Consider the following 24,127-nt stretch of genomic DNA (forward strand, 5'->3'; position numbering starts at 1 on the left):
GATCAATCCTCCGCAGCAGTCTCGACGTCCGGCTCCACCAGCAGCCGGCGCAGGATTCCCTCGCCCTCGCTCCGGGTCCGAACCCCCTCCATCTCCGAGAGCGCCTGGTGGACGACGCGCCGGTCCCGCGACTGCATCGGCACCACGGTCAGCGTCTTGCCGATGCGCCGCGCCGCCTCTCCGAGCCGGGTCGCCATCTCGACCATCGCCGGATCGGTCGTGGACTCGCGGAAGGTGCCGAGCTCGACGGAGATCCACTTCCGACCTTCGGCATCCCGGTTGACCATGCGGTTGACCAGGTACTGCAGGGCCTCCAGAACCTGCCCCCTGGGGCCGACCTCGAAGACCTGGCCACCGGAGCGAACCTGCACGTTGCAGGCGATCGCCTCGGCGCTGTCGCGGACCTCGACGTCGACCTGCGCGCCGAGCCTGGCGCAGAGCTCGGTCACCACCTGGCGCGCCCGGAGGAGTTTCTCGCTGGCTGCGCCGGCGCCACCGATGCCGGGCTCCCCCGCACCACCGGCGCGCGCCTCCTCGTCCTCCACGCCGCCACCGGGGGAGCCGGCAGGTAGCGCCGCCTCGCCAGCGACGCCTCCGACGGCCTCGTCCACCCCTTCGATCTGCTCGTCCTGGCGCTCGTCGCTCATCGCTTTCCCCTTACTTCTTGCTCTTCTTGCCCTTGCGCTCGGGCTCGACGGTCACCGTGGCGGCAGCTGCCGGCATCGGCCCCACCATCGGCATTCCCATCGACTTGCGCAGCGCCAGCTGCTGGGCGATCGAGAGCAGGTTGTTGGTGAAGATGTAGAGGGTCAGACCCGCCGGCAGGTTGAGCATGATGAAGGTGAAGAAGATCGGCATGAAGTACAGCATCATCTTCTGCTGTGCCGGCTCCATCTGCATCGGCTGCATCTTCTGCGTGATGAACATCGTGACGCCCATCGCGAGCGGCAGGATGTAGTACGGGTCCTTGCTGGTGAGATCGTTGATCCACCCGCCGATGAAGGGCTCGTTGTAGAGCACCACCGAGGTCTGCAGCACGGTGTAGAGCGCCAGCCAGATGGGCATCTGGATCAGCATCGGCAGGCACCCGCCCAGCGGGTTCACCTTGTGCTGCTGGTAGAGCTTCATCATCTCGAGATTGAGCTTCTCGCGATCGGTGCCGTGCTTCGCCTTGAGCTTCTCGATCTCGGGCGCGAGCGCACGCATCGACTCCATCGCCTTCATCGACTTCCAGGCGAGGGGGAAGGTCAGCACCTTCACGAAGACCGTGAGCAGGATGATCGCCACGCCCCAGTTCGGAATGACGGTGTGGAAGACGCGCAGCAGCGCGAAGAGCATGCGCGCGATCGCCGCCCAGAAGCCCAGATCGACGGTTTCGTCGAGCATCGGGCTGGCCTGGCCGCTCTGCGCCGCCACCTGCTCGCTCACCGTCGCCAGCACGTCCAGGTCCTTCTGGCCGAGGACGAGGGCGTACTGCACGCTGGCGCTACCGCCGACCGGCACGCTGCCCACCGGCGTGATCAGCCGGGTGACGTAGAGCAGGTTCGTCGGCGTCTCCAGCCTGCAGGTCGAGGGGGCGGGCGCTTTGGTTGGCGCCGCCACCGCGACGAAATAGCGCTCCTCGATGCCGGCGAAGCTCGCCGGCCCCTCGCCGGTGAAAATCTTCTCGTCCTCGTCGAACATGCGGCGGGTGACGTCGTCGCCGTGGCGGCAGATCACCTGCGTCGGCTGCGGAGGCGCGCTGAGCATGCCACCGCAACCGGGCGACTCCTGGCGCGCGGGCTCGACCCGGGCCGGCACGAGCAGCTCGAGGCTGCCCTCCACCGGCGCGCCGCCCGTGTTGCGTACGACGACCTCGAGTCCGAGGGTCTGGTCGCCCGTGACGGTGAAGGTCTTCTCCAGCTGCACCTTCTCGCCGCTGCAGCGGTAGCGGACCGACTGGCCGCCCGTCTCCAGCTGCTCGCAGGCGCCGACGGAGCCGAGGCCGCCGGCAAGCGCCACTTCGAAGAGCTTCGGGTCGCCGGCCTCGAGGCCAGCTGCGAGGTCGACCTGCGGCGCTTCGGCGCCGCCCTGCCGCTTGCCCTTGGTGCCCTGCAACTCGGCCTGCACGAGGGCGGCGCCGCGGCTGGAGAAGCCGAGGACGAGCTCGTCGGTGCGGAGGCTGGCACGCTGCTCGGGAACGTCCGCAGGCACGGGCGCTGCCGCTGCGGCGCCGGGCGCGACTGCTGCGTCCGGCGGAGTGGGTGCGGCTGCCTCGGTGGGCTTCTCCCCTGCGGTAGCGGGAGGCTGCTCGGGCACACCCGCGATCTGCGGGTAGAGCCACTGGAAGCCGAGGATGATGCCGACGGAAAGGATGACGGTGAGGATCAGCCGCTTGTTGCTGTCCACTGCTACGATTCCTCGTGGGAGGCGCCGGCGGCGCGGATGCGCGCCGCGGCCGGCGGGACCGGATCGAGTCCGCCCGCGTGGAAGGGATGGCACCGGCAGAGCCGGCGCAGGGTGAGCCAGGAGCCGCTCCACGCCCCGTGCCGCTCGAGAGCCTCGAGTGCATAGGCGGAGCAGCTGGGATGGAAACGGCAGGCCTGCGGAAGCAGGGGGGAGATCAGCGCCCGGTAGGCTCGGATCGGGAGGGACAGGACCGCTGCGATCATCGTCGCCTCCACCGCGCGGCCCCGGCTTTCAACCGATGCGCCGTGCGATCTCGAGGAACTGGGCGCGAAGAGCGTGGTAACCCGCCTTCTCGGCCCCGATCTTGGCGATGAGCACCAGGTCCACCCGGGCGGGAAGCCGATCCCGCTCATGCCGGTAGATCTCGCGCAGCCACCGCTTCACCTGGTTGCGGACGACTGCGTTGCCCACTTTGGAGGAGACGGTAAGGCCCACCCGGCGCCGGCCCACCGTAGACGGCGTCCAGAGCCCGATCAGATGCTGGGTGTGGACCTTTCGGCCCCGCGCCTTCGCCCGGAGGAAATCCCGCCGGGCGAGCAGGCGCTGGGTATGGGGGAACGTACGATCCCCGCCAGCTGCGTACGCCTCCTCCATGGAAGGCGCTTACTTCTTATAGGACGAGACGGTCAGGCGAGCGCGGCCCTTGGCGCGGCGGCGCTTGAGGATGTCGCGACCGGACTTGCTGCTGTTGCGCTTGCGGAAGCCGTGGGTCCGGTTCCGGCGGATCTTCTTGGGCTGGTAGGTACGCTTCACGACGACACCTCTGGACCGCCCCCGTGAGACACGCGGCACGCGCGAAGGGGGGCCTAAAGAAAGCGACGGATCAACAGCAAAGGGGCCCTGCCTGTCAAGGACAAAGCGCCCCCTTGGCCCCTGGCCGATTGATCGCTTCGCGGGGCCCCGGCTGCGATCGCCGTCGCATGGCGAGATCCCCCGTGATCTCGGGGGTATCGGAAATCGGCTCTGGAATTCTGTCGGAAAATCGGCAACTTGCCTGTCTTGTTCCCGCCGGATGTCACGATCGTGCGCGATCCGCGGCAGGATCGGCGGGACGATCATCCGTCGTTTCAATACGTTCGCCGAACCCCGTTGACGGGTTCCCCCCGCTTTCGCTATGCATCCTGCCCAACGTTGCTTCCGCCGGTAATTCACAGCTGCCGGCGATCCCCGAACGCCTCCCGCCGACAGGCACGCGCGCGATCCACAGATCGGGTGCGGAAGGGAGGCGTTCGCGTCTGTAAGTATTGATGGAACCTCGGCTTTTTCGGAGCCCACGGACTGTGGACAATTTGTGGAACAACCGGAGGGGCGGGTGCGTGCTGAATCGATGCGGGGAGAGGTGGTCCCGATGAGTGGTGCAGCGCCCTCCTTCTGGAGCGAGGCGGTCGAGCGCCTTCGCAACTCGACCCCCGACTATGTCTACAAGAACTGGCTCAGCCAGCTGACCTACGTGGGCCACGACGAGTCGCGCCTCACCATTGGCGTGCCCAGCCTCTTCGCCCGCGACTGGATCCTCGATCACTACGGTGACGTGCTCCGCAAGCACGTCCACGCCGCCACCACCGTCGCGGTGGAGATCGACTTCGTCATCGATCCCAGCGCCGCCGGCGCAGGTGGCCTCGCGCCCGGCGCGCGGGAGAGCGGCTCTTCCGACGCCGGCATCGACGACGCGGAGCTCGGCGAGGTGGATCCCAACCAGCTCCGCAGGCCGCTGCTCAGCGAGCGCTTCACCTTCGAGAATTTCGTCGTCGGCCCCTCGAACCAGCTGGCGGCCGCAGCCGCCTCCGCCGTCGCCGACAGGCCGGGCCGCATCTACAACCCGCTCTTCATCTACGGTGGCACCGGGCTGGGCAAGACCCACCTGCTCCACGCCATCGGCAACCGCATCCTCGCCAGGGAGCCGAACCTCCGGGTGGTCTACACCTCGGCGGAGCGCTTCCTGAACGAGTTCGTGGTGCTGCTGCGCAAGGGCCGGATGGAGGACTTCCGCAAGAAGTACCGCGAGGAAGTCGACGTCCTCATGATGGACGACATCCAGGTGCTCAAGAAGGCGCAGGAGACCCAGAACGAGTTCTTCTACACCTTCAACGACCTGCAGAACGCCGGCAAGGCGATCATCCTCACCTCGGACATCCATCCGAACGAGCTGCCCAACATCGAGTCGCGGCTGCGGACCCGGTTCACCTCGGGCCTCACCGCCGACATCTACGAGCCGCCCTTCGAGGTCCGCGTCGCGATCCTCAAGCGCAAGGCGGAGCTGGAGAACCTGCAGCTCCCCGACGACGTGGCGCAGTTCGTCTGCTCGGCGATCTCCCGTTCGGTCCGCGATCTCGAGGGTGCGCTCACCAGGCTCACCGCCCACTCGCACCTCACGGGCAGGCCGCTCACCGTGCCCTATGCAGAGGAGGTCCTCCGGGACATGCTCCCTGCCAAGCAGGCGCTCAGCATCCCGGACGTGCAGAAGACGGTGGCCGCCTACTACGGCGTCGAGGTGAGCGAGCTCTGTGGCGAGAAGCGCATGCGCCCCATCGCCAGGTCGCGAGCGGTGGCGATGTACTTCTGCCGCAAGCTGATCAGCGACGCCTCCTTCCCGGTGATCGGCGCGGCCTTCGGCGGCAAGCACCACACCACGGTGATGAGCGCGGTGGAGCGCATCGCCACCGAGCGCGACAAGACGCCGAACTTCGCCAGGGAGCTCGAGGAGATCGAGCAGCGGATCACGCGCTGAATAGGCGAGGAGACAGCGATTCGAGATGCCGCCCTTCCCCACGGAACGGGCGGCATCTTCGTTCCTGGGCCCGAACCGCTCTGGGTCAAAGACACCCGCGGTGCGATCCCCGCACACGCCGGAGCCCGGCCTGTGATCCCACTTGTGCACAGGCTTTGGATCACCCTGTGGATCAGCGGTCGATCCCTTGCGGATCGGCTTCGGATCGCCTTCGGCTGAACAAGCGTCCGGATGTGATCGATCGTGTGTCCTCTTCGCGGATCCTGCTGTGGATCGGCGTGTGGAAGCTGCGGATGGCGGCGTTGACTCGGTTCGAAGCCCGGTGCTACACAACCGGCCTCCCCTGGATCCGCAGATCGATCCGGCGCCCCGTGGCCATCTTTCGCCAGCGATTTCAACACTCTCTGGCGACTCTCCACAGATCCACACGCCCTACGATCTGCTACGATCTAGATCTCTAATGATCTCCTGATCGAGATCTCAGAAGGGCGGGCGGAAATCATGGAGCTGCAGATCGCCGTCGAGGAACTCTCCAAGGCGCTCTACCGGGCGCAGGGCATCGTCGAGAAGAAGTCGACCATGCCGATCCTCGCCAATGTCCTCCTCGAGGCCAGGCCCGGGATGCTCAGCGTCACCGCGTTCGACCTCGAGATCGGCGTGACCAGCGAGCACCGTGCGGAGGTGATGAAGGAGGGGCGCCTGGCCGTCTCCGCCAAGCACCTCTACGACATCGTGCGCACGCTCCCCGAGCCCACCCTGGTGCTCAAGCGCACCCAGAACAACTACGTCGAGATCACCTGCGGCTCGTCCCACTTCCGCATCGTCGGCATGCCGGCGGAGGACTTCCCCGCCCTGCCGGCCATGGCGAAGGTCCCCTTCGTCAACGTGCGGCCGAAGCAGCTCCTCGAGATGATCGAGATGACCGCCTTCGCGGTCTCCACCGACGAGACCCGCTTCAACCTGAACGGCGTCTTCTTCCAGCCGATCGCCGGCGGCGGCGCGCGCATGGTCGCCACCGACGGCCACCGCCTCAGCCTGGTGGAGCGTCCGATCGAGGGCGACTTCCAGCTCAAGCGCGGCGTGATCGTTCCCCGCAAGGGCATCCACGAGCTGAAGCGCCTGCTCGCCGAGGGGAACGAGGAGGCGGAGCTCGGCTTCGCGGAGAATTCCGGCGTGTTCCGGCGGCCGGGTCTCACCATGGTGATGCAGCTCATCAACGGGCAGTTCCCTGAGTACGAGCAGGTCATTCCCCGGGAGTCGCAGCGCACCCTGCGCCTCGGCCGCCCCCGCCTGGTCGAGACGCTCAAGCGCGTCTCGCTCCTCTCGCAGGACCAGATGCACACGGTGAAGCTCGAGGTGACCGACGGCCTGCTCCGGATCAGCAGCCAGAACCCGGACCTCGGCGAGGCCCGCGAAGAGCTGCCCCTCGACTCGGACGGCGCGACGATCACCATCGGCTTCAACGCCCGCTACCTGATCGACGTGCTCAACGTCATCGACGCCGACGAGGTGGAGCTGGAGCTCCACGACGACCTCTCGCCCGGTGTGGTCCATCCCGCCGACGACAAGACCTACACCGCGGTGGTGATGCCGGTCCGGATCTGATCCGGGCGCCCATCCCTCCTTCCCGCGGGGCCGCGCCGACCAGGGCCGCGGCCCCACGTGTATCGAGCCCCGAAAGTCCACGTGCGCCTCCTCGCCCTCCGCCTTCGCGACTTCCGCAACATCGAGGCGGCGGACCTCGAGCCCGGCCCGCGCGCCACGGTGATCGTGGGGCCGAACGGGCAGGGGAAGACCAACCTCCTCGAGTCGGTCTACCTGCTCGCCACCTTGAAGCCCCTGCGCACCGCCCGGCTCGCCGAGCTGCCGCGCTTCGGCACGAAGGCCTGCAGGATCGAGGGTGCCTTCGAGCTCGGCTCCGCCCGCCGCGTCGTCGGCGTCCACATCGAGGACGGCACCCGGCAGGCGCTGGTCGACGGCAAGAAGGTGAAGGACCTCGAGGACTACTTCGGCGGCGTGGCGGTGGTCGCCTTCACCCCGGACGACCTCGCGGTGATCAAGGGCGGTCCCGAGGTGCGGCGCCGTTTCCTCGACCGGGCGGTCTTCAACCGCTTCCCCGCCTTCCTCGGCGAGAGCCGCACCTACGCCCGGGCGCTCAAGAGCCGCAACCGCCTCCTCCGGGAGCAGACGGATCCGGCGGTGATCGAGGCCTTCGACGAGCCGCTCGCAAAGGCCGGCGCCCGGATCGTCACCAGGCGCCGCCGCTTCCTCGCCGAGCTCGCGCCCCGCTTCCAGGAGGTGCTGGGACGGCTCTCCCAGGGGCAGCTCGAGGGCAGGCTCCGCTACGCGCCGCCGGTGGTGGAGGGTGCCGCCGACGAGGCCGCTGTGGCTGGATGCCTCCTGGAGGAGCTGGCGCGGCGCCTGCCGCGCGATCGGGAGCGGGGCTTCACCAGCGTGGGCCCCCACGCCGATCAGCTCTCCATCCAGCTCCAGGGCCGTCCTGCGCGGACCTACGCCTCGCAGGGCCAGCAGCGGGCGGTGGTCCTCGCCCTCAAGATCGCCGAGATCGAAAACCTCCGCGAGATGCTCGGCTTCCAGCCGCTGCTCCTGCTCGACGACGTCTCGAGCGAGCTCGACCGGCAGCGCAACGCCCAGCTGATGGAATATCTGGCCTCGCTGGACGGCCAGGTGCTCCTCAGCACCACCGACCCCACGCTCGTCGCTGCAGCGGCGGGACCGGACGCTCGCTTCTTCACCGTGCGCGACGGCATCTTCCTGCCCATGGATCGGCCCGCCGACAGCTCCTCTGGATAAGGGGAAAAGCGGAAGAATTTCGCGGGTTTTCCTGTTTTTATTTCACTTGTGGCGCGTCGCTCCGACATGGTATCGATGAGCAACCGCTCCTCCGTCGCCCAAAACGCGGAGAAAACAGGCGAAATCCCACGCGATCGAGGCCTCGATTGAGCAACAATCCCGAAACCGCTGCGACCCCCGTCGCCCCCGAAGCCGCCGCCGGCAGCGATTACTCCGCTGCGTCGATCACGGTGCTGGAAGGGCTCGAGGCGGTGCGCAAGCGCCCCGGCATGTACATCGGGCCTCCCGACGAAACCGGCATGCACCACCTCGTCTGGGAGGTCGTCGACAACTCGGTGGACGAGGCCCTGGCAGGCCACTGCACCCGCATCGACGTCACCGTCCACGTCGACAACGCGATCAGCGTCTCCGACAACGGCCGCGGCATCCCCACCGAGATGCATCCCACCGAGGGTCGGCCGACCCCGGAGGTGGTGCTCACCGTGCTCCACGCCGGCGGCAAATTCGACAACAACTCGTACAAGGTCTCCGGCGGCCTGCACGGCGTGGGCGTGAGCTGCGTCAACGCGCTCTCCGAATACCTCGACCTCGAGATCGCCCGCGGCGGCAAGCTCTACCACCAGACCTACGCCCGGGGCGTCCCCACCTCCGAGCTCGCGGTCACCGGCGAGGCGAAGCGCACCGGCACCAAGATCAAGTTCAAGCCCGACCTCGAGATCTTCGGCGAGCGGGACTACAACTTCGACACGCTGGCGCAGCGCCTGCGGGAGCTGGCGTTCCTGAACGCCGGCCTGCAGATCACCCTCACCGACGAGCGCACCGGCAAGAGCCACGACTTCGTCTACGAGGGCGGCATCGCCTCCTTCGTCGAGCACCTCAACCGCAACAAGTCGCTGCTCTTCGACAAGCCCGTGCACGTGATGCAGGAGGTCGATGCAGGGGGCCTGCGCGTCGGCGTCGAGATCGCGCTGCAGTACAACGACACCTACGACGATCTCGTCTTCACCTTCGCGAACAACATCAACACCCGCGACGGTGGCGCGCACCTGGTCGGCTTCAAGGGTGCGCTCACCCGCACCGTCAACAACTACGCCACCAAGAACAACCTCTGGAAGGATCTCAAGGAGAGCCCCTCCGGCGAGGACGCGCGCGAAGGTCTGTGCGCGGTGATCAGCGTCAAGCTGCCCAACCCGCAGTTCGACAGCCAGACCAAGGGCAAGCTGATCAACCCCGAGATCAAGGGCGTGGTCGAAGCGGTGGTCTACGATCGGCTCGGCCAGTTCTTCGAGGAAAACCCCCAGGTCGCCAAGCGGATCGCGCAGAAGGTCGGCGACGCAGCCCGCGCCCGCATCGCCGCCCGCAAGGCCCGCGAGACGGTGCGCCGCAAGGGCGCCCTCGACACCGCGTCGCTGCCGGGCAAGCTCGCCGACTGCCAGGAGCGCGATCCCGCCAAGAGCGAGCTCTACATCGTCGAGGGTGATTCGGCAGGTGGCTCCGCCAAGCAGGGGCGCGATCGCCGCACCCAGGCGATCCTCCCCTTGCGCGGCAAGATCCTCAACGTGGAGAAGGCGCGCTTCGACAAGATGCTATCCAGCGCCGAGATCGCCACGCTGATCACCGCGCTCGGCACGGGCATCGGCCGCGAGGACTACAACCCCGACAAGGCGCGCTACCACAGCATCATCCTGATGAGCGTCGACGGCCGCGAGCCGGTCTTCGTGCGCGGAGGCCAGACCTCCAGCACCACGGGCGAGGTTCGGCAGGTACGGATCGGCGAGTTCATCGACGGCGCCCTCGCGCAGCATCCTGCTGCCGAGGAGGGTAGCTACTCGGCGCTCACCAACTTCTCGGACGGCGCGCCCCTCGGCGAGGTGCTCTGCTTCGGCCTCGAGGATCACCAGCTGCGGTTCCGCCCCATCCGCAAGGTGATCCGCCACGAGGTCACCGAACCGCTCTACGAGATCCGCACTGCCTACGGCCGTTCGGTTCGCGTCACCGCCAGCCACTCCGTCTTCGCCTTCGTCGACGGCGAGGTGGTGCTCAAGCGCGGCGACGAGATTCGCCCCGGCGACCGGGTCGTCGCGCCGCGCACGATGCCGCTGCCGGAGCAGGCCCCCGAGCGCATCGATCTGCTCCGCGCGCTGCACCGAGTGCCGCAGGCGGCGAGCCAGGTCTGGGTGCGCGGCGCCGGCGTGCAGGCGTTCTTCCAGGAGCGCGTGCGCGCCGAGTACGCCGACCGGCCGGATTACAGCGAGGCCCGCGTCGAGATCCCTGCCGACGTACGTGCCGAGCTCGCGGCGCTGCGCCGTGGCAAGGTCGGCAAGGCCGAGCTCTGCCAGCGGATCGGCATCCGCCAGCCCGTCACCTTCTACGGCTGGGAGAAGGGTACCTCCCGGCCCACGGTCACGCATTTCGACCGCTGGCTCGAGGCGATCGGTGCCGACGTGGAGAGCTACCGTGCGCGCGTGCAGGTGGGCCCGAGCCGTCTCGAGCGGGTGTGGGAGGAGCAGGGTGCGGCGAAGAACCGCGTGAAGCCCTACGTGCGGCTCTCGGCCCTCGAGGCAGAGGACGTGGAGTGGCTCGCGTCGCGCGACGACGTCGAGCTCACCCCCGAGCACTACGCGGACCAGGCGATTCGCCGCTTCGTCGACGTCTCGCCCGAGCTGATGAAGCTCCTCGGCTTCTTCGTCGCCGAGGGTTCGGTCTCCGATCGCAACGGGATCCGGCTCACGATCGGCAAGGGCAACGCCCGCTTCCTCGGGGAGTTCGCCGATTCGATCGAGCACGTCTTCGGCATCCAGCCCACGGTCTACGAGAGCCCCGATCGTGCGGGCACGCTCAGCCTGGTCAATCGGGTGGCTGCGCTGGTCTTCCAGCACGTCTTCGGTTTCGCCGGCGCGGACTCGCTGACCAAGCGGATTCCGGACCTGGTCTTCAACGTGTCGCGGGATCTGCGGCTCGCCTTCCTCCGGGGCTTCTTGCTCGGAGACGGCACGGCAACGAGCGGACGCGTGGTGCTCTACACCTCGTCGCCCGATCTCGCCGCAGGCCTGCTCTCGCTGCTCGCTTCGCTCGGCGCGACTGCTTCGCATTCGATCCGCGCACCCGACGGCGTCGAACGGGAGATCCGTGGCAGCGCGGTGGTGACCCGGGCGGACCACCACCAGCTCACCGTGGCTGCCCGCGAGGATCTCGCCGCCATCGAGTCCGCATGGCGTGACCACGCAGGTGCGGAGAGCATCCGCCAGCGCCTCGCATCCGAGGCGCCGAGCGTCAACCGTCGCTTCGAGGCGATCGACGGCGACCTCGTCGCGCTTCCTGTCGAATCGGTGACGGAGGTCGAGGCGAGCAACGGCTTCGTCTACGACTTCTCCGTGGACGGCGACGAGAACTTCGTCGCCGGAATCGGGGGCATCTGCTGCCACAACACCGACGCCGACGTCGACGGCTCGCACATCCGGACCCTGCTGCTCACCTTCTTCTACCGGCAGATGCCGGAGCTGGTGGAGCGCGGCTACCTCTACATCGCCCAGCCGCCGCTCTACAAAGTGCAGAAGGGCAAGCGCGAGACCTACCTCAAAGACCAGCGCGCCCTCGACGAGTACCTGATGGACATGGGCGTCGCCGGCTGCACCCTGCACACGCCGGACGGCGATCGAACGGGCGAGGCGCTCAAGGCCATCGCCCGCCGGATCCTCGACTACCGCACGCTGATCGCCAAGGTCGACCGCCGCCGCGATGGCCGCGTGGTCGACTCGATGGTGCAGGCCACCGCCATCGACCAGGCGCTGCTGCAGGATCGCGCCGCCCTCGAGGCGGAGCTCGGCAAGCTGCAGAGCTGGGTCGAGCAGCACCACGCCGAGGCGATGCCGCTGCAATTCTTCGTCGGCGACGACGAGGAGCACGGCTGCAAGCGCGTCACCGTGCGCAGCCACGGCGCCGGCACCTGGCGCGAGACCGTGCTCGACTACGCCTTCCTCGGCTCGCCCGAGGCGCAGGAGCTCCGCCGCTTCGGCGCCGAGTTCGCCGCCCTCGGAGAGGCGCCCTACCGGATGTCGGTGGGCAGCGGCGAGGCGGAGGCGCGGTCGGTGCAGCAGGTCCTCGACCTGATCAACAAGGACGCCGCCAAGGGCCAGTCGATCCAGCGCTACAAGGGGCTGGGCGAGATGAACCCGGAGCAGCTCTGGGAGACCACCATGAATCCCGCCACCCGCACGTTGCTGCAGGTGCGTGTGGACGACGCGGTGGAGGCCGACCAGATCTTCACCGTGCTCATGGGCGACGCGGTGGAGCCGCGCCGCGACTTCATCGAGAAGAACGCCCTCGAGGTCCAGAACCTCGACGTCTGATCGCTGCCCTCGGAGCGCATATCCGCGAGAGCCGGCTCCCACCAGGGCGCCGGCTCTCGCCGTAGTGGGGCCTGGTGCGCGAGCCACTTGCCCCGAAGTCCCATGCCGTGCACGATCCCCCGCCCGTGAACGGAGGGTCCGAGATGACGCGCGCCTACATTTCCGGCATCGGCTTCCACGTTCCCGATCGCATCGTCACCAACGCGGATCTGACGCAGTGGATGGAGACGAGCGACGAATGGATCCAGCAGCGCACCGGGATCCGCGAGCGCCGCTGGGTGGAGCACGGCGTCGGCGCCAGCGATCTCGCCCTCGAGGCCGCGAAGAAGGCCCTCGCTGCTGCGGGCCGCGAGGCGGCGGAGATCGACGCGATCGTCTACGCGACCCTCTCGCCGGACCACAACTTCCCCGGCGACGGCTGCTTCCTCGGCGCCAAACTCGGCATCCCCGGCGTGCCCGCGATCGACGTGCGCAACCAGTGCTCGGGCTTCGTCTACGGCCTCTCGGTCGCCGACGCCTGGATCCGCGCCGGCGTCTACGAGCGCATCCTCCTCGTCGGGGCGGAGGTCCACTCCTCCGGCCTCGACGTCAGCACCCGCGGCCGTGACGTGGCGGTGATTTTCGGCGACGGCGCCGGCGCCGCGGTGATCGAGGCCACCGACGACGAGTCGCGCGGCATCCACGCCATCGAGCTCCACGCCGACGGCCGCTACGCGAAGCAGCTCTGGACCGAGGCGCCCGCTTCGAAATACCAGCCGCGGCTGAGCGAATCGATGCTCGCCGACGGCATGCACTTCCCGCGGATGGAAGGCTCCACCGTCTTCAAACACGCGGTGGTGCGGATGCCCGAGGTGGTGCGCAGCGTGCTGGCGAAGGCCGGGGCGACCACCGAGAGCCTGAAGCTCTTCGTTCCGCACCAGGCAAATCTCCGCATCGCCGAGGCGGCGCAGAAGTCGCTCGGCTTGCGCGACGATCAGGTCTTCAACAACATCCAGCGCTACGGCAACACCACCGCCGCCTCGATTCCGATCGCGCTCTGCGAAGGGGTCGAGGAGCGGGGCGTGAAGCCCGGCGACTGGGTTGCTCTGGGAGCATTCGGCGCAGGATTCACCTGGGCCGGCGCGGTCATGCGCTGGTAGACTGCGCGCGTTCTTGCTGCGGTGTCGTCCAAGGGTAGGACAAGAGACTTTGAATCTCTTAATGATGGTTCGAATCCATCCACCGCAGTCAATCTGGGCGCACGGGGCCTGCTCAAAGGCCCCGTGTGCCACCCTCTGATCCGCAGCTCGGGATCGGAGGCGTCGTCCGCCGTGGGGAGGGTCGGGCGTGGCTGGAACACTGAGCGTCGTATCGCTGGGCAACGTACACCGTGGGCTGCTGGAGCTCGCTGCGGCAACCGCAGCGCAGCACTTCGAGCTGGTGACGGTGATCGATCCCGGCCTCGCCGAACCGCAGTACGCCTTCAACCCCACCCGCAAGCAGCACAACGCCTCGGCGATCGTGCGCAAGCTGGGGCAGGCCCACCTCAAGCCGGGTCGCGACGCGATCCTCGCCCTGGGCCACATCGATCTCTTCGAGCCCGAGATGGACTACGTGATCGGCGACGGCGATCGCGATTTCCGGGCGGCGGTGGTGGGCCTCTCGCGCCTGCGCGACGGCCGTGACGACGAGCGCTTCACCCGCCGGGTGCAGCTGATGTCGCTGTGGGGTGCAGGCCAGGCGATCGGGCTGCGGAGCTGCGACGACGCCCGCTGCGTGATGAACCTGCCCGAGCGCGCGGACGATCTCGACAGGCGCAGCGGCGGCTTCTGCGCGCCCTGCAAGCAGCAGCTGATCAAGAACGCGCAGCCCTGAGCCGGGCCCGTGCGCGCTTGACCGTCGGCCGCCGACGGGCGACGGTCGCAGCGTGGCTCTTCCCTTCCATCTCTGCCAGCCGGGCGGCGGCGCCTCCTGTGGCGCCTGCTGCGGTCTCTACAACTTCCGCGACCACTCCCGGGCCGCCCTCGCCAGGGCGCTCCACCGCAGGACCGATACGATCCGCCCGCTGCCGAAGACCGCCGAGGCCTTCCAGGCCGCAGCGAAGAGCCTGCGCCGCTGGGACAAGGATCCGATGTTCCCGCCGGTGCGGCTCTGCCCGCTCCTCGGCTTCGTGAACGAGGAGCGCACCCAGGTCGGTTGCCTCGCGCACCCCTTCGTCAACGACGGCACCGATCTGCGCGATTGCGGCGCCTACAACTCGAACACCTGCCAGAGCTTCGAGTGCCCCTCCTTCCTCTGGCTCAACGCCCCGCAGGCGCGGCTGATCCGGGCGGCGCTGCCCGATTGGTACCGCTACGGCCTGGTGGTCACCGACGTCGAATTCGTCCGCGGCTGCGTGAAGCTCCTCGAGGCGGCGGTGGGCGGCCCCGTCGATCTCGACGCGCTCGTCGCGCACGGCCCGGCCCTCGAGGCGGTGCGGGCGCTCTTCTCGCTCAAGGAGACCGCGCCGGGACGGCCGGGTGGGGCGGTGATCTTCGGCCGCTTCGCCAGGGACGATCTGGGCGAGCCCACGCCCAGGCTCGTCGACTACGATTTCCTGGGATCTCCAGCAGCGCCGGAAGACGACGTGGTGCTCTGCCTCGGCTACGACCCGCGGAGCGCCGCCGCCCTCGAGGAGGCGCGCGCGCTGGTGCGGCGCCACGTCGCCGCCGTGGTCGAGGCGATCCCCGAACCCGCCGCGGATTGACACATGGAGTAAGAGATTGCGCCGCTGCCGAAACGTGCGAAACTGCCCACATCCCACATTCGATTTCAAGCGACGCGCAGGGGCGGGCGATGGATCACCGGCACGTGGTGCAGGCGGTGGAAGAGGGTGACGCAGCGAATCTCGCCGTGTGGCTCGAGGCGGATCCCGAGCTGCGCCGTGCCCGTGGGCCGGATGGGGTCTCGGCGCTCCTCCGCGCTCTCTATCGGAAGCAGGAGCCGCTGGTGGAGCTGCTCCTCCACGACGGCCTGGACATCTTCGAGGCCGCGGCGCTGGGCCAGCTCGAGGCCCTGGTGCGAATCCTCCGGCAGGACGACGTCGCGCCGCGGCACGTCTCCCCGGATGGCTTCACCGCGCTCCATCTCGCCGCCCTTTTCGGCAGGCCGGTGCTGGCGCAGCTCCTCATCAGCCACGGTGCCGACGTCGACGCCCGCGCGGCGAACGAGTGCGGGCTGCGGCCCCTCCACGCAGCGGTGGCCGCAGGCAGCAGGCCGATCGTCGAGCAGCTGCTGGTGATGGGCGCCAATCCCAACGTGGCGCAGCGGGGTGGGTTCACGCCGCTCCACGACGCCGCCGCTGCGGGGCACGGGGTGATCGTCTCGCTGCTCCTCGAGCGCGGCGCCGATCGCGAGGCGCGCACCGATGCAGGCGAGACCGCGGCAGCGCTCGCTGAGAAGAACGGGCACGTGGCGGTGCTCCCACTGCTGCGCTGAACAGGGCGCCAGGAAGGAGCGAGGGCGCCCTCCCGCAGGAGAAGGCGCCCTCGTTCGTTTCCAGCCCGAGCCGCGTGCTCTACGCCGACTGCTCCGACTCGGACTTCTTCTCCACCGCGTCGCCGGCGATCACCGGCAGCTTGATCGAGTCGGCGAGGAGCTCGGAGATGTCCTTCACCACCACGCCCTCGACGTTGAGCTCGCTGATGCCGTCCTTGAGCATGGTGATGCAGAAGGGGCAGTTCGCCGCCACCGTCTTCGCGCCGGTGTCGATCGCCTCTTTGGCGCGGTTCTGGTTGATGCGCGTGCCGACGTGCTCTTCCATCCACATCCGGCCGCCACCGGCGCCGCAGCAGAAGCTCTGCCGCTCGCTCCGCGCCATCTCCACGATCTTCAGCCCCGGGATCGCCTCGAGGGTCTTGCGCGGCGCCTTGTACTCCTGGTTGTGCCGGCCCAGGTAGCAGGCGTCGTGGTAGGTGACCAGCTCGTCGAACTTCTCGGTGGGGACGATGCGCTTGTCCTTGAGCAGCTCGGCGATGAGCTGGCTGTGGTGCATCACCTCGTACTCGCCACCCAGCGCCGGGTACTCGTTCTTGAGGATGTTGAAGCAGTGCGGGCACTGGCTGAAGATCTTCTTGACGTTGTAGGTCTTGAAGGTCTCGATGTTCTGCTCCGCCAGCATCTGGAAGAGATATTCGTTGCCGATGCGCCGCGCGCTGTCGCCGTTGCAGGTCTCCTCGTTCCCGAGGATCGCGTAGTTCACGCCGGCGGCGTTGAGCACCTTGGCAAGCGACTGGGTCACCTTCTTCTGCCGGTCGTCGTAGGAGCCGGCGCAGCCCACGAACCAGAGGTACTCGAACTCCGGGTTGTCCTGCACCGTGGGGACGTTCATCCCCTCGGCCCAGTCGCCGCGGGAGGTGGCGCCGAGGTTCCAGGGGTTGCCCTGGGTCTCGAGCCCCTTGAAGACGCGGGTCACCTCCGGCGGAAACTCGCTCTTCACCAGCACCTCGTGCCGGCGCATGTCGATGATGCGGGGGATGTTCTCGATGAAGACCGGGCAGGCGGTCTCGCACCAGCCGCAGGTGGTGCAGGCCCAGATCGTCTCGGGATTGACGATGTTGGGGACGAGATCCGGCAGCTGCTCCCGGGCCTCGGGGCCGGCGGCGAGGACCTCCGCCTGTTCCATCAGGTGGAGGCGGATGGTCTTGTTGAGCCCCTTGTGCGTGAGCGGCTTGCCCGTCACGTAGGTGGGGCAGTGGGTCTGGCAGCGGCCGCACTCGGTGCAGGAGTAGGGGTCGAGCGCCATCTTCCAGGTGAGCTCGTCCGCCTTCTGGATGCCGAAGGTCTCGGAGTTCTCGAGGTCCATCTTCGCCGGGCGGTACTGCGGATCGAGCCGCTGGAAGAAGACGTCGGGCAGGCCGGTGATGACGTGGAAGTGCTTCCCCAGCGGCAGGAAGTTCAAGAAGACGAGGATCTGGACGATGTGCGCCCACCAGGCGGCGCGGCCGATGAACCAGGCGGTCTCGGTGGAGGCGCCCAGCGCCCCGTAGATCCCCGACATCACGTTGCCCAGCGGCGAGAACCAATGTCCCTGGCCGCCGTCGAACATGTAGATGTGGGCGCCCTCGAACATGATCTCGGTGATCATCAGGCCCATGATCATGCCGAGGATGAAGACCGCTTCGCCGGAGCGGGTCATCCGGTCCGGCTTCACGACGAGGCGCAGGTAGAGGAAGTAGCTCGCGCCGAGGAGCGCGCCCGCCACCACGATCTCCTTGAGGATCAGGTAGGCCTGGCCGATGGGGCTGTTCGCCCCGAGCAGCGGCAGGTGGAAATCCCAGCCACCGAAGGCCATGCCGAAGAGCGTCACCGTGCGGAGCGCCAGCACCATGAACGCCGCGAAGATGAGGACGTGGGCGAGGCCCGGCGTGAACTCCTCGGGATCGACGAGGCGCTTCTGGCCGAAGCCGAATTTGAGCAGCCGCTTCGTGCGCTCACCGAGGTCGCGGAAGCGGAAATCCTCGTGCTGCAGGCGCAGCAGGATCTGCATCCGCGGCGTCATCGTGGTGGCGAAGATGCCGAGCGCCAGGACCAGCAGGCACAGGGTGAGAATCGTGGTGAGTTCGAAGGGGGCGGACATGCGGGCTCCTTCGCGGCAGTTGGCCCTCGAGAAACACGGCCGGATGGCGCAAGAGGCGCAACCTAGCTGCGGGCGACGCGCTGCGCAACCGCCCCGCGACACTTGTTTAAGCGGAAAGGGGCCGAGGCGAACGCGCCCCGGCCCCTTTCGTCACGGCCGATCAGCGACCGCGCCGCGCATTACATGCCGCCAGCGCCGCCCGCACCACCGGCACCGCCGGCGCCACCAGCGCCGCCCGCACCACCGGCGCCACCCGAGCCGCCGCCGCCGTCGGTGGCGATGAAGAAGACCTGGAACGCCACGCCTTCGCTCTGGCCCACCGGCTGGCTGGCCGGCATGAAGGTGGTGTCGTCGGCGCTGGGGCTCAGCGAGACGATGCCGCCGGGCTGCACGATGAACGAGCCGGTGGCGGTGGTCTCGCTGGTGCCTGCGTCGGAGAGGTCGAGGGCGAGGTAGGTCACGTCGGCAGCGGGAGCCGCGTTGATGGTGACGCCGGGAAGCGGCTGGCCCACGTCGTTGGCAGCGACGCCGAGGACGTAGCCATCGTCGAGGAGCGTCGCGCCGCCCTGTGCGGTCTCGAGTGCATCCTGGAAGTCGCTGGCCACCGCGAAGGCGGTAAAGTTCTCGTCGGTCGAGGCGAGGGCGCAGCGGACGTAGCAATCGTTCTCGTCGGTCTCGGGCAGGCAGAGGGCCTGGGTCGAGTCGGCGAAGCCGGTGCCGCTCACGGTGACGACGGCGCCGGTGACGATCTCCGAGACGTCGAGGTCGGTGAACGAGAAGTTGCCGCTGGCGTCGGTGGTGGTCTCACCGAGGACCGCGTCGGGCGAGCCGCCGAGGCTCTTGATCGGATCCACCGCGCGCACCGTCAGCCCCTCGAGGCTCGGGAAGGTGCCGCTGGTGGCGGTGAGGAAGGCAGCTGCCAGCGGGTTCACCGCCACGGTGCCGTCCACGTCGAGGGCCTCGGTCGCCGGGCATCCGTTGCCGCCGGTCCCGCCGGTGCCGCCCGTGCCACCGGTGCCACCCGTTCCACCGGTCCCGCCGTTGCCGCCGTTGTCGTCGTCGTCGTCACCGCAGGCAACCACGCCACCGGCAAGGGCGACGCATACCAGCGCCAGGAAACCATTCTTCATGATGCGGTTCATTCGGTTCTCCTCCCATGCGGCGCCGTCCCGCGCCGGTCCCCGAGCAGGAGAGCTGTAGCGCTCCCGCTCAGCGTGCAAGGCCCTGAAGCTAGGTCCGCCCCGCCAAGGGGTCAAGAAGTCTGCAAGGCGCAATGCGTCATAGAAAACGATTGGCTCCGCCGCCGTTTCGCCACCCGGAGGACGAGAAAGCGCCGCAGGAACGACGACGGCCCGCCGGATAAGCCGGCGGGCCGCGCATGGCTGGAGGCCTCCCGAACCGGGTTAGTGGACCACACGGGAGGGGACATAGAGGCAGCGCTTCTCCACGAAGCGCTCGATGGTCTCCCGGTAATCCTCCACGGTACGGGTGCCCGTGAGCAGCCACTCGCCACCGACCAGCACCGCGGGCGTCGCCTCGATCCCGTGGCGGCACGCCTCCTCCCAGGGATCGGTGACGAGGCGCTTCGTCCCGCTGTTGCGCAGCGCAGTGCCGAAGCGGCCGATGTCGAGGCCGCAGCGCTCCGCCAGCTCGATCAGGATGTCGTCCCGGGAGACGTTGAGGCCCCGGACCAGCGCCGCCTGCCGCATCGCGGCGAGCATGCGGTCCCGGCCCCCGATCCCGCCGACGATCCGCGCGGCCTCCATGGCGACGAGCGGCGGGAGCGAGGTCCGCGGCGGATCGGCCGAGCGCCACAGCTCCGCCGTGATCCCCTTACCGTCCTTCTCCCGTCCCACCTTGCGCAGCGCCTTGATCTCGGCCTCGCGCTCCTTGTCGGTGGGCACCATCTCCTCCATGCGGAGCGGGTAGGCGCGGTAATCGATCCGCAAGAGCCCGCCGAGCTCGTCGGAGAGCGCGCGGAGCCTCTTGTCGGCGAGCCACGACCAGCCGCAGAGCACGTCGTGGTGGAGGATGATCTCGATCGTTTCCATGTCTTCCTGCGTATCCCTGAAATTCGAAACAACAAACATCAGATCTGGCGCTGGCGGGTCCAGCCGGAGGCCCGGGCCCTGGCGAACTCCACCGCGTGGGCGATGATCGCGCCGGCGACGTCGATCCCCGTGGCGCGTTCCAACCCCTCGATCCCCGGGCTCGAGTTGACCTCGGTGATCTTCGGCCCCGCCGTCGACTCGAGCATGTCGACGCCTGCGACCTCGAGCCCCATCACCCGGGCGGCGCGCACCGCCTCCTCCGCGTAGCTCCGGGAGAGCGCCGCAGGCTCGCCCTGTCCGCCGCGGTGGATGTTGGACCGGAACTCGCCCTGCACCCGGGCCACCCGGCGCATCGCGCCCACCACCCGATCGCCGACCACCAGGGCGCGCACGTCCTTGCCCCGGGACTCGGCGATGAACTCCTGGAGGAGGATCTCCTGGTCGAGGGTCCACATCGTGTCGAGGAGCGACTGCAGCTCCTTGTGCGTGTGGGCGAGCATCACCCCGACGCCCTGGGTGCCCTGCAGCAGCTTCACGATCACCGGCAGGCCGCCGATCAGCTCCACCGCCTTCGCCAGGTCGCGCCGGTCCCGCATCATCACCGTGCGGGGCATGTCGCAGCCGAAGCGGGCGAGGAGCTGCAGGCTCCGCAGCTTGTCGCGGGAGCGGGCGATCGGCACCGAGTTGTTGAGCACCGGCACGCCCATCATGTCGAATTGATTCACCACCGCGAGGCCGTAGGCGGTGATCGAGGCGCCGATCCGGGGGATGACAACGCCGACCCCCTCCACCGCCTTGCCCTCGTAGAAGACCTGGGGCCTGCCCTTCTCCAGCATCAGATCGCAGCGCAGGGTGTCGAGGACCAGGGGCACGTGGCCCCAGGCCTTGATCGCCTCCACCAGCCGCCGCGTGGTGTAGAGCGACTTCTTGCGGGAGAGGACGACGATCTTCATCCGCTCGCCCCGCGGCGGCTTCGCCCGCACCCGGGTCTTCACGGGGCGCGCGCGGCTCTGCCGCTTCTCGTCCTTCGGTGCGTCGGGGGGCGTCTGTGCGCGGGGGCGCGTGCTCATGGGGAAGAGAGTCGAACGGTTCGGGGTTCGAAACGGCCCGCACACTACACGCCGCCCCAGGTCCAGGCCAGCAGCGCGGGTCCCTGCCCCTGCTCCCTCGCATGCCCCACGGGCATGGGCCAGGACCCCTCGAAATCCGCCAAGAGCGCTGCTTGACGCGGGTATCCCGCGGCGATAACGAGTGCCGTTTCACGCGCGGACCCTGGAGAGGCGTCGATGGCCGAGGCCCCGGACTACAAGAAGACGGTCAACCTGCCCAGCACGGGCTTCCCGATGAAGGCGAACCTGCCCCAGCGGGAGCCCGGCATCCTCGAGAAGTGGGCGGAGGGGCGCATCTACGAGAGCCTCCTCGAGCGCAACGCGAAGGGCGGCGAGCGCTTCGTGATGCACGACGGCCCGCCCTACGCGAACAACCACATCCACCAGGGCCACATGCTCAACAAGGTCCTGAAGGACTTCGTGGTGAAGTTCCGCGCGATGGAGGGCAAGGCGGTGCGCTTCGTCCCGGGCTGGGACTGCCACGGCCTCCCCATCGAGCTGCAGGTCGACAAGAAGCTCGGGCCGAAGAAGCGCGAGATGTCGAAGAACGAGATCCGCGACGCGTGCCGGGCCTACGCCACCGAGTGGATCGACGTGCAGCGGAAGGAGTTCCGGCGCCTCGGCATCTTCGCCGAGTGGGAGAACCCCTACCTCACTATGAACTTCGGCTACGAAGCGGCGATCGTGCGGGAGCTCGCCCGCTTCGCCGCCCGCGGCGGCCTCTACCGGGGCAAGAAGCCGGTCTACTGGTGCATCTTCGATCGCACCGCCCTCGCCGAAGCCGAGGTCGAGTACGCCGATCACACCTCGCCCTCGATCTACGTCGGCTTCGATGTCACCGCCGGCCTCCAGCAGCCGGAGCTCCAGGGCGAGAAGGTCCAGGTGGCGATCTGGACCACCACCCCGTGGACCCTGCCCGCCAACCTCGCGGTGGCGGTGCACCCCGAGTTCACCTACGTCGCCTACCGCCTCGGCGATCGCACGGTGATCGTGGCGAAGGATCTGCTCCTGCAGTTCCTCGCTGCGGTGGCCCCCGACCACGTGGCCTTGAAGGACGTGGAGCTCGCAGGCGCCGAGCTCTCCAGCGCCTCCCTCACCGACGCCTCGCGGATCGTCGCCTACGTCGAGGGCAAGGATCTCGAGGGCGTGCGCTACCGCCATCCCTTCCTCGACCGCGAGTCGCAGGTGATCCTCGGCGAGCACGTCACCCTGGAGCAGGGCACGGGCCTCGTCCACACCGCCCCCGGGCACGGCCAGGAGGACTACGAGGTCGGTCTGAAGTACGGCCTCGAGGTGCTCAACCCGGTGGACGACGGCGGCTACTTCACCGACGCCGCCGGCGCGCGCCTCCAGGGCAAGCGGGTCTTCGACGCCAACGCCGAAGTGATCCAGATGCTCACCGAGAGCGCCCACCTGCTCCAGCAGCAGAAGCTCGAGCACAGCTACCCGCACTGCTGGCGCTGCTCGAACCCGGTGATCTTCCGCGGCACCGACCAGTGGTTCATCTCCATGGAGAAGAACGACCTCCGCAAGGAGGCGCTCGAGGAGATCGACAAGGTCCGCTGGATCCCGAAGTGGGGCCGCGAGCGCATCCACGGCATGATCGAGAACCGGCCGGATTGGTGCATCTCCCGCCAGCGCGTATGGGGCACGCCGATCACCGTCCTCTATTGCGAGGGCTGCGACGAGGCGCTGGTCGACGCCGACGTGATGGAGCGCGCCGCGCAGCACATCGAGAAAGAGGGCGGCAACGCCTGGTTCGCGCGGCCCGCCTCCGACTTCGCCGGCGACGCGAAGTGCGGCAAGTGCGGCGGCAGCTCCTTCAAGAAGGAGAACGACATCCTCGACGTCTGGTTCGACTCGGGTGTGTCGTTCGCGGCGGTCCTCGACGGCCAGGAGCACCTCGGCGTGCCTGCCGACCTCTACCTCGAGGGCTCCGACCAGCACCGCGGCTGGTTCCACTCCTCGATGCTCTGCTCGGTGGGCACCCGTGACAAGGCGCCCTACAAGGCGGTGCTCACCCACGGCTTCGTCGTCGACGGCGAGGGCCGCAAGATCAGCAAGAAGCTCGGCAACTACGTCGATCCGCTCAAGCTGATCGAGCGCTACGGCGCGGAAGTAATGCGCCTCTGGGTCGCCTCCGAGGACTACCGCAACGACATCCGCACCTCCGAGGGGATCTTCCAGCAGCTCGGCGAGGGCTACTTCAAGATCCGCAACACGCTGCGCTACCTCCTCTCCAACCTCTTCGACTTCGATCCGAAGCAGCACACCGTGGCCGCCTCGGAGCTGCCGGAGCTGGAGCGGTGGGCGCTGCAGCGTCTCGGCGTCTTCACGAAGCGGGTGCGCAAGGCCTACGAGGACTACGAGTTCCACCTCGCCTACAAGGCGGCGCTCGACTTCTGCGCGGTGGACATGAGCGCGGTCTACCTCGACATCCGCAAGGACCTCCTCTACTGCAACGGCGCCGACTCGAAGGAGCGCCGCGCCACGCAGACGGTGCTCTACGCCATCGCCCGCGATCTGGTGCGGCTGCTGGCGCCGGTCCTCTCCTTCACCGCGGAGGAGGCCTGGGGCTTCCTCCCCGGGGAGGCGGACCGCGAGGCCTCGGTCTTCCACGCAGGCCTTCCCGAGGCTGGCGCCACCGACGAGGCGCTGCTCACCCGCTACGAGCGGCTCCTCGAGGTCCGGGGCGCGGTCTCCAAGCACCTCGAGGTCGCTCGCCGGGAGAAGAAGATCGGCAAGAGCCTCGACGCCCGCGTCGTGCTCGAGGCCGAGGGCGACCTGCTCGCCTTCCTCCGCCAATACCAGGCGGAGCTCCCCACCGAGCTGATCGTCTCGCAGGTGGAGCTGGTCGAGGGCGCCGCCCCGAACGGCCTCCCGGGCGAGGGGGTGGCAGGCCTCACCGTGGCAGTCGAGCAGGCGAGGGGTGAGAAGTGCGTCCGTTGCTGGACCTGGACCACCGAACGCGGCCAGAATCCGGCACATCCCGAGCTCTGCCCCCGGTGCACCGCCGCCGTGGCTGGCTGATC

17 protein-coding genes, 1 tRNA gene and 3 pseudogenes are annotated in these 24,127 nt (G+C 68.5%); 12 read left to right on the top strand and 9 right to left on the bottom strand.

Annotated elements, in window-relative coordinates:
- Positions 1-2: 2 nt before the first annotated feature.
- Genes ACESMR_RS13515 through rpmH form a run of 5 tightly spaced genes read right to left on the bottom strand, consistent with a single transcriptional unit; the run spans position 3 to position 3,201 of the window.
- Positions 3-647 (bottom strand): protein jag, encoded by a 645-nt coding sequence (locus ACESMR_RS13515; RefSeq protein ID WP_373047606.1) that lies wholly within the window; start codon positions 645-647, stop codon positions 3-5.
- Positions 648-657: 10 nt separating this feature from the next.
- Entirely contained in the window at positions 658-2,388 is a 1,731-nt protein-coding gene (gene yidC / locus ACESMR_RS13520) for a membrane protein insertase YidC (protein ID WP_373047607.1), read from the bottom strand.
- Positions 2,389-2,390: 2 nt separating this feature from the next.
- Positions 2,391-2,651 carry a membrane protein insertion efficiency factor YidD gene (yidD, locus tag ACESMR_RS13525; protein ID WP_373047608.1) on the bottom strand — a complete coding sequence of 87 codons (261 nt, stop codon included), beginning with the start codon at positions 2,649-2,651 and terminating at the stop codon, positions 2,391-2,393.
- Positions 2,652-2,679: 28 nt separating this feature from the next.
- Entirely contained in the window at positions 2,680-3,042 is a 363-nt protein-coding gene (gene rnpA / locus ACESMR_RS13530; protein ID WP_373047609.1) for a ribonuclease P protein component, read from the bottom strand.
- Positions 3,043-3,051: 9 nt separating this feature from the next.
- Complete coding sequence (gene rpmH, locus ACESMR_RS13535) at positions 3,052-3,201, bottom strand: 50S ribosomal protein L34 (protein ID WP_373047610.1); 150 nt, start codon at positions 3,199-3,201, stop codon at positions 3,052-3,054.
- 595 nt (positions 3,202-3,796) lie between these two features.
- Between rpmH and dnaA the strand changes: the two genes are divergently transcribed.
- The 11 genes and pseudogenes from dnaA to ACESMR_RS13580 all read left to right on the top strand — a co-directional run bounded on the left by dnaA (position 3,797) and on the right by ACESMR_RS13580 (position 15,795).
- Positions 3,797-5,176, top strand: a complete 1,380-nt coding sequence (dnaA, locus tag ACESMR_RS13540) for a chromosomal replication initiator protein DnaA (RefSeq protein ID WP_373047611.1) — start codon at positions 3,797-3,799, stop codon at positions 5,174-5,176.
- A 501-nt stretch (positions 5,177-5,677) separates the two neighbouring features.
- Positions 5,678-6,781, top strand: coding sequence for a DNA polymerase III subunit beta (gene dnaN / locus ACESMR_RS13545; protein ID WP_373047612.1), 1,104 nt, complete (start codon positions 5,678-5,680; stop codon positions 6,779-6,781).
- Between the two features lie 81 nt (positions 6,782-6,862).
- Positions 6,863-7,990 (top strand): DNA replication/repair protein RecF, encoded by a 1,128-nt coding sequence (gene recF, locus ACESMR_RS13550; RefSeq protein ID WP_373047613.1) that lies wholly within the window; start codon positions 6,863-6,865, stop codon positions 7,988-7,990.
- 146 nt (positions 7,991-8,136) lie between these two features.
- Positions 8,137-9,693, top strand: a pseudogene (locus tag ACESMR_RS23840) (DNA gyrase subunit B); the annotation flags it as partial.
- A gap of 72 nt (positions 9,694-9,765) precedes the next feature.
- A pseudogene (locus ACESMR_RS23845) lies at positions 9,766-11,406 on the top strand (LAGLIDADG family homing endonuclease); the annotation flags it as partial.
- 15 nt (positions 11,407-11,421) lie between these two features.
- A pseudogene (locus ACESMR_RS23850) lies at positions 11,422-12,339 on the top strand (DNA gyrase subunit B); the annotation flags it as partial.
- A gap of 143 nt (positions 12,340-12,482) precedes the next feature.
- A complete protein-coding gene (locus tag ACESMR_RS13560) occupies positions 12,483-13,478 on the top strand; it encodes a 3-oxoacyl-ACP synthase III family protein (protein WP_373047615.1) in 996 nt (331 codons plus the stop codon).
- 17 nt (positions 13,479-13,495) lie between these two features.
- Positions 13,496-13,566, top strand: a tRNA-Gln gene (locus tag ACESMR_RS13565).
- Between the two features lie 99 nt (positions 13,567-13,665).
- On the top strand, positions 13,666-14,193 hold the full coding sequence (locus ACESMR_RS13570) for a peptidase M54 (RefSeq protein ID WP_373047616.1): 528 nt from the start codon (positions 13,666-13,668) through the stop codon (positions 14,191-14,193).
- Between the two features lie 52 nt (positions 14,194-14,245).
- Positions 14,246-15,064, top strand: a complete 819-nt coding sequence (locus ACESMR_RS13575; protein WP_373047617.1) for a hypothetical protein — start codon at positions 14,246-14,248, stop codon at positions 15,062-15,064.
- Positions 15,065-15,153: 89 nt separating this feature from the next.
- Positions 15,154-15,795: an ankyrin repeat domain-containing protein gene (locus ACESMR_RS13580; RefSeq protein WP_373047618.1), complete on the top strand. Its 642-nt coding sequence runs from the start codon at positions 15,154-15,156 to the stop codon at positions 15,793-15,795.
- A 79-nt stretch (positions 15,796-15,874) separates the two neighbouring features.
- Here ACESMR_RS13580 and ACESMR_RS13585 read toward each other — a convergent pair whose 3' ends face one another.
- From ACESMR_RS13585 to ACESMR_RS13600, 4 genes are all read right to left on the bottom strand, one after another.
- Positions 15,875-17,935 carry a (Fe-S)-binding protein gene (locus ACESMR_RS13585; RefSeq protein ID WP_373047619.1) on the bottom strand — a complete coding sequence of 687 codons (2,061 nt, stop codon included), beginning with the start codon at positions 17,933-17,935 and terminating at the stop codon, positions 15,875-15,877.
- A gap of 179 nt (positions 17,936-18,114) precedes the next feature.
- Positions 18,115-19,077, bottom strand: coding sequence for a hypothetical protein (locus tag ACESMR_RS13590; RefSeq protein ID WP_373047620.1), 963 nt, complete (start codon positions 19,075-19,077; stop codon positions 18,115-18,117).
- Positions 19,078-19,338: 261 nt separating this feature from the next.
- Complete coding sequence (locus ACESMR_RS13595) at positions 19,339-19,986, bottom strand: DsbA family protein (RefSeq protein WP_373047621.1); 648 nt, start codon at positions 19,984-19,986, stop codon at positions 19,339-19,341.
- A gap of 38 nt (positions 19,987-20,024) precedes the next feature.
- Positions 20,025-20,939 carry a RimK family alpha-L-glutamate ligase gene (locus ACESMR_RS13600; RefSeq protein WP_373047645.1) on the bottom strand — a complete coding sequence of 305 codons (915 nt, stop codon included), beginning with the start codon at positions 20,937-20,939 and terminating at the stop codon, positions 20,025-20,027.
- Positions 20,940-21,272: 333 nt separating this feature from the next.
- On the opposite strand from ACESMR_RS13600, the gene ileS reads away from it, so the two are divergent.
- The gene (gene ileS / locus ACESMR_RS13605; RefSeq protein WP_373047622.1) at positions 21,273-24,125 is read left to right on the top strand and encodes an isoleucine--tRNA ligase; all 2,853 of its coding nucleotides are present in this window, start codon (positions 21,273-21,275) and stop codon (positions 24,123-24,125) included.
- The last annotated feature ends 2 nt before the right edge of the window (positions 24,126-24,127 follow it).

The organism is Vulgatibacter sp. (assembly GCF_041687135.1).
GTDB lineage: Bacteria > Myxococcota > Myxococcia > Myxococcales > Vulgatibacteraceae > JAWLCN01.